Origin of the sequence: Mycobacterium sp. (genome assembly GCF_036488105.1) — a bacterium.
Lineage (GTDB): Bacteria > Actinomycetota > Actinomycetes > Mycobacteriales > Mycobacteriaceae > Mycobacterium.
Genome location: NZ_DASXHW010000044.1, coordinates 1 through 5,982, shown reverse-complemented (window position 1 = coordinate 5,982; position 5,982 = coordinate 1). Strand labels below are relative to the sequence as shown.

The window sequence follows — 5,982 nt, the reverse complement described above, 5'->3', positions numbered from 1 at the left end:
GCGGTCTGTGCGGTTGACGGAGTAGCCGCCTGCGCGGTCGTCGGGGTGTCCGACGACCGGTGGGGCGAAGCGGTCTGCGCGGTTGTGGTGCCGCGCAAGGGTGCGTCGGTGACGCTGGACATGGTGCAGGAGGGCGTGCGGCAACGGCTGGCGCGCTACAAGGTGCCTCGCCGACTGGTGCTGGTGGCCGGACTGCCTGTGCTGGCCAGCGGCAAAGTCGACAAGAAGCAACTGCGCGCCGACCTCAAGAGCGCAAAAGCGCACGGCGCAACAGTTTGACCATCAATACTGCGGCCCGCTCGTCGCTGTGCGATGCGCTTGCTCCCGTCGGCTCCGACATCCGTCCCAGGACCGCCACGAACACCGCGCTCGCCACATCGGCGTCGACGCCGGGCGGCAGGTCGACGGTAGACAGTAACGCGGTAACCGATTGGAAAATCGCGCCGATGCCGTGATCGACATCCGCATCGGAGAGTTGTTCTGCCACCGTGCCGTCGAACCATGCCCGGATCACGCCGCGGTAGGTGCGATGGAATCGGACGTAGCCACGCATCCACTCGGTCAGCGAATCGGCGGCCATGGCCGGCAGGGCGGCGGCGTGCTCCTCGATCTCGACGACCGCTCGACGGGTCAGCTCGGCGAGGATTTTGTCCTTGGTGCTGAAGTACCGGTACAAGGTCGCGCGGCTGACATCGGCGGCCGCTGCGATCTCCTCCATGCCGATGGCGTAGTAGCCGCGTTCGGCGAACAACGCCGAGCTGACCGACAACACGTCCTGCGGAATTGGCGAGGCCGCCGCCCCCGTGGCCGCGGGTGTCGCCGCGGCACCGTCGAGGACCGGCGGCGGTGTTTGCCCGCGCCCGGTTGTCACCTCCGGTGCCACCGCCCGCAGCACGTCGGCCGGTGTCTCGGGAAACAGCATCAACTGCAATGCGACGGTCAACGACCACGTCACCGTCCCGTGGGCGGGCAGCGGGAACATCGCCCGGTACCGGTAGAGATGAACCATGTGGGGAATCCGCCCCAGTGCTGCGGCCGCATCGTGGGCGTCCAAATCCCGCAAGCGCATCCTCCGCAGCCGATCGGTAACCGTTTCATGGAACTGGTCGGCAGCTGTGCCCGCATCGATGACAGCCAGCCCGGTGGCTGTGCCGATGCCCGGAAATTCGGCGAACACCGCGGCGTGGGCGTCGTAGATGACGGACCATTCCACCAGCCAGTGGTGCAGCGCCTTCATTCCGTCGCTCGTCGGGGCGAGTTGACCGAGTTGTTCGCCGTGTGCCAGCACATCGCGTTCGGCCAATGCACTCAGTTCGCGGAAGATCTCCTCCTTGCCGGCGAAGTATTGATACACGGTCGCGCGCGAGGCGTGCGCCGCCTTGGCAATGGCGTCAAGCGAGGTGGCGTGAAATCCGTTGGCCAGGAACACCTCCGCGGCGCATCCGAGTATGCGGTCGCGGGTGTGCAGGCCGCGGCGCCCCACACCGGCATTGGCGGCAGGGGCATAGCCGGAGCGCCGCAACTTGTCGGGAGTCCGGGTCATGCCAGAAGTATCTGACACGCTCATCGGGCCGACGGCGCCCCGGGTAGGTTGCGCTTGGCCTTGCCGGGATAGCCGAAGAACTTCTCGAAGTTGGCGTCATTGATGGGCTGTGCGCTGTTGCGGGCCGCAGCCGACCGCAGCGCATCGAGGCGGGCTTGGGCCTTCTCGAGCGCCTTGACCGTCCCGGATTGCTGCAGCCCTTGCACCTCTCGCGCAGCCGCGGCGATCTCGAGGCGGAGCCGTTCGCCCGCTTCGCCGAAGGTCAACAGGTCGTGGTCGTCTTCATCGACCTTGTCCCGGTCTGCGTCGTCGGTGGGTCGGTCCGTGCGTTTCATGTCGCGCCTCTCAACGTCTAGACGAATGTGGCGTACGTCATATAGTCTGTGAGACGAACCGTCAGAAAACAAGACGACATGTCAGAAAATTACGACAGCTCGTCAGATGCGAAGGAGCATCATGCCGCTTCAGGACGACCACCAGATCGTGTCCGTTGACGACCACTTGGTCGAGCACCCGCGGGTGTGGCAGGACCGGTTGCCGAAGAAGTACCTCGAACAGGGCCCGCGCATCGTCGACGAAAACGGTATGCATCTGTGGCACTACGACGGGCAGGTCTTCCCGACCATCGGCCTGAACGCGGTCGCCGGCAAACCGCCGGAGGAGTGGGGCATGGATCCCGTCCGCTACGAAGACATGATTCCGGGCTGCTACGACCCGGTCGCCCGGGTCGCCGACATGGACCTCGATGGTGTGCAGTCGGCGTTGTGCTTCCCGTCGTTCCCCGGATTCGGCGGCGGCACGTTCCAGCGCGCCGAGGACAAGGACCTGGCGCTGCTGTGCGTCCAGGCGTGGAACGACTTCTACATCGACGAGTGGTGCGCGGTGGCGCCCGAGCGCTACGTCCCGCTGGCGATCCTGCCGACATGGGACATAGACGCATGTGTGGCCGAGGCAGAGCGCGTCGCCGCTAAGGGTGCGCGCACGATCTCGTTCCCGGACAGCCCGGTGCCGCTGGGTCTGCCGTCGTTCCACTCCGATCACTGGGACGGCTTGTGGCGGGTCTGCTCGGACACCAAGATGCCGGTGTCGCTGCACTTCGGGTCCGGCTCCTTCGTGCCGGGTTTCTCGTTCTCCACGATCAAGCCGGTCCCGGGTCAGATGGCGGTGCCCGACGCGCCCTTCGCGGTCGCAACGGCACTGTTCTCCACGAACCTGATGTGGTCCACGGTCGACCTGCTGTTCTCCGGCAAGTTGCAGCAGTTCCCGGATCTCCAGATCTCGCTCGCTGAGGGCGGCATCGGTTGGGTGCCTTACATCCTGGAGCGAACCGACTACGTGTGGGAGCGGCACCGCTACTACCAGAAGATCGATTTCGACACCCGTCCATCCGATCTGTTCCGCAAGCACTTCTGGGGCTGTTTCATCGACGACGAGCATGGCCTGAAGAACAGGCACAGCATCGGCATCGACCGGATCATGCTCGAGATCGACTTCCCACATAGCGATTCCAACTGGCCGAACTCACGCAAGCGCGCCGCCGAAGTGCTTGCCGACGTGCCCGACGATGAGTGCGCGTTGATCGTCGAGGAGAACGCTCGCCGAATGCTCAACTTCCCGCGGGTCAGAGCGGAAGATCGGCAACTCGCTGGCGTCTAGAGCTTGCCCCGCGAGACCAACTGCGCGGCAATGACATTGCGCTGTATCTCGTTGGTTCCTTCGCCGACGATCATGAGAGGGGCGTCGCGGAAGTAGCGCTCGACATCGTATTCGGTGGAATAGCCGTAGCCGCCGTGGATTCGGACGGCGTTGAGCGCGATCTCCATGGCCACCTCCGATGCGAACAGCTTGGCCATGCCGGCCTCCATGTCGCACCGCTCGCCGCTGTCGTACATCTCCGCGGCGTAGCGGGTGAGTTGGCGCGCCGCGGTGAGTTTGGTGGCCATGTCGGCCAGGTAGTTGCCTATTGACTGGTGCTTCCAGATCGGTTGGCCGAAGCTCTCCCGCTCCTGCGCGTATTTCAGCGCGTCTTCAAGTGCTGCGCTCGCCACGCCCAGCGCCCGCGACGCCACCTGAATACGGCCCGTTTCAAGGCCTTTCATCATCTGCGCGAATCCTCTGCCCGGCACATCGCCGAGGATCGCCGAGGCCGGTACGCGGCAGTCGTCGAAGGACAGCTCGCAACTCTCGACGCCCTTGTAGCCCAGCTTGGGCAGGTCGCGTGAGACGGTGAGACCCTGACCGTGTTCGACCAGGACGATCGAGATGCCCTTATGGCGTGGCACGGCTTGTGGATCGGTCTTGCACAGCAGCGCGATCAGTCCGGACTTGCGGGCGTTACTGATCCAGGTCTTCGCCCCGTTGATCACCAGCTCGTTGCCCTCGGCTCGTGCGGTGGTCGTCATCGCCTGCAGGTCCGAACCGCCGCCAGGTTCGGTGAGCGCCATCGTGGCGCGCATCTCCCCGCTCGCCATCCGGGGCAGATATTTCTGTCGCTGCTCTTCGTTGCCGTACAACGAGATCAGCTTTGCGACCACGGTGTGGCCGCCCATCGCGCCGGCCAGGCTCATCCAGCCGCGGGCCAACTCCTCGGTCACTTCTACGTAGCAGGGCATCGACACCGGCGAACCGCCGTATTCCTCTGGCACGGCAAGCCCGAAGATCCCGATGCGTTTCATCTGCTCGATCCACGCTTCCGGGTACTCGTTCCTATGCTCGACTTCGCGGACCGTGGGCTTGACGTCGCGGTCGATGAACGTTCGCACCGTATCGACCAACATGGTTTCTTCGTCGTTGAGGGCGAGTGTCATTTGCAGCTTCCTCGTAAGGGACGTAACCGTCAGAATCGGTGACCCGAGCGGGGTCGATCGTCACCAATATGCACCAAAAACAGCATATCCTCCAGCCTCGCCTATTGACATCAGTGTCAGAAGAGGTGCGGAGTACAAGACTCTGCAATTAGCTAAAGCTTTAGCCTTATGCTGACAGCTTGACCAGACCGTGCGCCACCGAAACGGTCGAGAGAAGGAGGTCGTATGAAGATTCGGCTCGAGCAGTCGAAGTGCGTGGGCCACGCCCAGTGCTACGCCGTCGACCCGGAGTTGTTCCCGATCGACGAGTCCGGCTACTCCATCCTCGAGGAGCACGAGGTGCGACCAGAAGATGAGCAACTCACCCGGGACGGGGTAGCCGCCTGCCCCGAAATCGCCCTGATTCTCGAAGACGGCTGACAGGCGTGCTTGCCAACTGGCCGCCGTAACCGGCACACTGCTTACATAGTTAACCAAGTTGACTTTGTGGAGTGACATGCAGACAGCTGATTGGCGTGGCCGCCTCGAGTTGCTCCTCGCCGAATTCCGCCGCCGCCAGGCGGATGCCGCTCGATCGGGTGACAAGCCCGACCGCATCGAGGCGGCCCGGGCCTGGCACGCCGAACTCGTCGATCACAAGCTGGCCGCACCAGGATGGCCGCGCGAGGTCGGCGGACTGGACCTGCCGTTGGCGGATCAGCTGGACTACTACCGGATGACCACGGACGCGGGCGTGCCACCACACCCGTGTCCGCTGTCGTTCATCCTCGCCCCGACGCTGATCGCGCATGGCACCCAGGAGCAGAAGGATCGATTCCTGACGCCGTTGCTACGCGCGGACGAGTTCTGGTGCCAAGGGTTTTCCGAACCTGGGGCGGGCAGCGACCTGTCCTCGCTGTCCACCCGCGCCGTCCGCGACGGCGACGTGTACCGGGTGACGGGTCAGAAGGTGTGGACCACGATGGCCGACCGCGCCGACTGGATGTTCGCGCTGGTGCGGACAGGGTCAGGTGACAAACCATCTGACGGCATCACCTATCTGCTGATCCCGATGAAAAGCCCGGGTATCACCGTGCGTCCGCTGCGCGACATCAGTGGTGCGGCGCACTTCGCGGAGGTCTTCCTCGACGACGTGGCGGTGCCGGTCGAAAACGTGGTCGGCGATGAGGGCGCAGGCTGGTCGATCATGCGTACATCGCTGGGCCACGAACGGGCCACCGCTTTTCTGGCCGACGAGTTCAAGTACCGGCGGACGGTCGACCGGGTGATCGATCTCGTTGCCTCCCAAGGGCTCGATGACCACCCGCTGGTCCGCCAGGACGTCGCACGGCTGGAATCGGGGGTTCGCACCATCGCCGCCAACAGTGCCCGCGCCTTGGCCGCGGTGCTGCGCGGCGAGGATCCCGGCGGGGTGGCATCGGTGAACCGACTGGTGAAGTCTGAGTTCGAGCAGCACATGCAGGCGCTCGCCCTGCGCGCGGCGGGTCCCTATGCGGCACTGGGCAGCCGCGCACCCAACGCCGTCGATAATGGGCGCTGGACGTTCGGCTACCTGATGAGCCGGGCGACCACGATCGGCGCGGGAACCGCGGAGATTCAACGCAACACCATCGCCGAGAGTGTGCTCGGCCT

General features: G+C 64.7%; 7 protein-coding genes. 4 read left to right on the top strand and 3 right to left on the bottom strand.

The annotated features are described in order from the left end of the window. Positions 1-279, top strand: a 279-nt coding sequence (locus tag VGH54_RS02365; RefSeq protein WP_414688624.1) for an AMP-binding enzyme, incomplete at its 5' end; no start/stop codon positions are given. Here the strand turns inward: VGH54_RS02365 and VGH54_RS02360 are convergent. Together VGH54_RS02360 and VGH54_RS02355 are read right to left on the bottom strand one after the other, a co-directional pair. Continuing rightward, the gene (locus VGH54_RS02360; protein WP_331510330.1) at positions 245-1,543 is read right to left on the bottom strand and encodes a helix-turn-helix domain-containing protein; all 1,299 of its coding nucleotides are present in this window, start codon (positions 1,541-1,543) and stop codon (positions 245-247) included. The two genes, VGH54_RS02365 and VGH54_RS02360, sit on opposite strands and share 35 nt — an antisense overlap. Before the next feature lie 20 nt (positions 1,544-1,563). After that, the gene (locus VGH54_RS02355; protein ID WP_331510329.1) at positions 1,564-1,878 is read right to left on the bottom strand and encodes an acyl-CoA synthetase; all 315 of its coding nucleotides are present in this window, start codon (positions 1,876-1,878) and stop codon (positions 1,564-1,566) included. A gap of 121 nt (positions 1,879-1,999) precedes the next feature. On the opposite strand from VGH54_RS02355, the gene VGH54_RS02350 reads away from it, so the two are divergent. Then, positions 2,000-3,199, top strand: a complete 1,200-nt coding sequence (locus tag VGH54_RS02350) for an amidohydrolase family protein (RefSeq protein WP_331510327.1) — start codon at positions 2,000-2,002, stop codon at positions 3,197-3,199. Here the strand turns inward: VGH54_RS02350 and VGH54_RS02345 are convergent. Continuing rightward, complete coding sequence (locus VGH54_RS02345; protein WP_331510326.1) at positions 3,196-4,350, bottom strand: acyl-CoA dehydrogenase family protein; 1,155 nt, start codon at positions 4,348-4,350, stop codon at positions 3,196-3,198. The two genes, VGH54_RS02350 and VGH54_RS02345, sit on opposite strands and share 4 nt — an antisense overlap. Positions 4,351-4,575: 225 nt before the next feature. Between VGH54_RS02345 and VGH54_RS02340 the strand changes: the two genes are divergently transcribed. Together VGH54_RS02340 and VGH54_RS02335 are read left to right on the top strand one after the other, a co-directional pair. Next, a complete protein-coding gene (locus tag VGH54_RS02340) occupies positions 4,576-4,770 on the top strand; it encodes a ferredoxin (protein ID WP_331510325.1) in 195 nt (64 codons plus the stop codon). A 76-nt stretch (positions 4,771-4,846) separates the two neighbouring features. After that, positions 4,847-5,982 (top strand): acyl-CoA dehydrogenase family protein (locus VGH54_RS02335; protein ID WP_331510324.1); only part of this gene is annotated, 1,136 nt, incomplete at its 3' end.